General features: G+C 63.1%; 3 protein-coding genes. 2 read left to right on the top strand and 1 reads right to left on the bottom strand.

Going from position 1 to position 1,921, the window contains the following annotated elements:
• Positions 1–284: FAD-dependent oxidoreductase (locus tag EN935_RS33625; protein ID WP_164771589.1), on the bottom strand; the 284-nt coding region annotated here is incomplete at its 3' end.
• 99 nt (positions 285–383) lie between these two features.
• Between EN935_RS33625 and tesB the strand changes: the two genes are divergently transcribed.
• On the top strand, positions 384–1,259 hold the full coding sequence (gene tesB, locus EN935_RS33620; protein WP_109663902.1) for an acyl-CoA thioesterase II: 876 nt from the start codon (positions 384–386) through the stop codon (positions 1,257–1,259).
• Positions 1,260–1,476: 217 nt separating this feature from the next.
• Complete coding sequence (locus EN935_RS33615) at positions 1,477–1,815, top strand: P-II family nitrogen regulator (protein WP_013528889.1); 339 nt, start codon at positions 1,477–1,479, stop codon at positions 1,813–1,815.
• Positions 1,816–1,921: the final 106 nt, after the last annotated feature.

The raw sequence follows: 1,921 nt of genomic DNA, 5'->3' as shown, positions 1-1,921 counted from the left end.
GAGGTGCGCGAATCGGTGATGATCATCTCGGTGATCGCCTGCGCCTGCGGCGCGATTTCGGCCCACACGCCAAGCTGGTCGAGCATGCGGCAGGCGGCGGCGGCAATGGCCGAAGCGCGGCCATCCCTTTGCCAGACGCCAGCGGGCGCGGCATCGACAAGAGCGATGGCGAGACCCGGGCGCGCCTGCTTCAGCGACACGGCTGCGGCCAAGCCGACATAGCCGGCGCCGGCGACCAGAACATCGAGCCCGGATCTGGGTTTCGCGTCCGCCTTGCGTTCCATCATCTTCGCTCCTTGCGCGCCGGCCGGGTCTTGCGCCCTTGACTGCCTGTCCGTCCTGTCGGAAACCGCCATAACACTTCTGCTGCGAGGGCGCGAAATATGACGGCAGCCATGGACGAGCTTCTCGGCATTCTCGACCTCGAGAAGCTGGAACACAATCTGTATCGTGGTCGCAGCCCCCTGCTCGACTGGCAGCGCGTCTTCGGCGGCCAGACCATTGCCCAGGCGCTGGTGGCGGCGCAGCGAACCGTCGATCCCGATCGCCACGTGCATTCGCTGCACGGCTATTTCATGCGGCCCGGCGACACCAAGGTGCCGATCGTCTACGAGGTCGACCGGATCCGCGATGGCGGCTCCTTCACCACGCGGCGCGTGGTGGCGATCCAGCACGGCCAGGCGATCTTTTCGCTGGAGGCCTCGTTCCAGCAGGACGAGGTCGGCCTCGAGCACCAGGTGCCGATGCCGCAGGACGTTCCGGGGCCGGACACATTGCTGTCGCAGCGCGAATTGCTGGGCAAGTTCGGCGAAGCGGTGCCCGAAGGCATCAAACGCTATTGGGAGCGTGACCGGCCGATCGAGATGAAGCCGGTGATGCTGAAGCATTACACGAGCCGCGAGAAGCTGGAGCCGAAGCAGAACATCTGGATCCGGACCACCGGTCCGGTGCCCGCGGATCGCGCCATCCAGGCGGCGGTGCTTGCCTATCTCTCCGACATGACGCTGCTCGACACCTCGACCTTCGCGCATGGCCGCGCCATTTTCGATCGCGATATCCAGGCGGCGAGCCTCGACCACGCCATGTGGTTCCACCGCAGCCATGCGCTCGACGACTGGATGCTCTACACGCAGGACAGCCCGTCGACGCAAGGGTCGCGCGGCTTTACGCGCGGGTCGCTGTTTGCCCGCGACGGCACGCTGATCGCCTCGGTTGCGCAGGAAGGGCTGATCCGGCTCAAGCGATCGCCTGCAGAGTAGGCATTTTGGAAAAATTGCCTAATTTTTAAGCAGATGCATCGCCGCAGCTGTGGGCAGGTTGCGTCGGGACGCTCCTCGATCTCTTTGTTTACAACGGGTTAACACCCTGCTTCGGCACTTGGCACGGAGCTTGAATCCTCGTGGGCACTCTCCGGCTCTTTGGGATCGGTGAAGGTGTGCAAACGCGGGGGACCGCAACAGCAAAGGGTGAAACCTTATGAAAATCGTGATGGCAATCATCAAGCCGTTCAAGCTCGACGAGGTACGCGAAGCGCTTACCGCCGTCGGCATCCAGGGCCTGACCGTCACCGAAGTCAAAGGCTACGGGCGTCAGAAAGGGCATACGGAAATCTATCGCGGGGCGGAATACGCGGTCAGCTTCCTGCCGAAGATCAAGATCGAAGTCGCGGTCAGTGCCGACATGGTCGACAAGGCCGTCGAAGCCATCACCGCCGCCGCCAAGACCGGCCAGATCGGCGACGGCAAAATCTTCGTTTTCGGCATCGATCAGGCGGTGCGCATCCGCACCGGCGAAACAGACACCGACGCGCTCTGAGCGGCGATCACGTATTCCAATGGAGAGTTCAATGAATATTCCTTCCACCTTGAAGACGACGGGACGAGCCGCCCTTTTGGGTTCGCTCGTTCTCGCAGCATTGGGC

Source organism: Mesorhizobium sp. M7D.F.Ca.US.004.03.1.1 (genome assembly GCF_003998635.1).
In the GTDB taxonomy this organism is placed as follows: Bacteria; Pseudomonadota; Alphaproteobacteria; order Rhizobiales; family Rhizobiaceae; genus Mesorhizobium; species Mesorhizobium loti.
Note: the sequence above shows the minus strand (reverse complement) of the source record. Positions and strands in the feature narration are given on the sequence as shown.

Bases quoted from the DNA above. Each gene is read 5' to 3' on its own strand.
- tesB (WP_109663902.1), top strand. From the start codon at position 384: ATGACGGCAGCCATGGACGAGCTTCTCGGCATTCTCGACCTCGAGAAG.
- EN935_RS33615 (WP_013528889.1), top strand. From the start codon at position 1,477: ATGAAAATCGTGATGGCAATCATCAAGCCGTTCAAGCTCGACGAGGTA.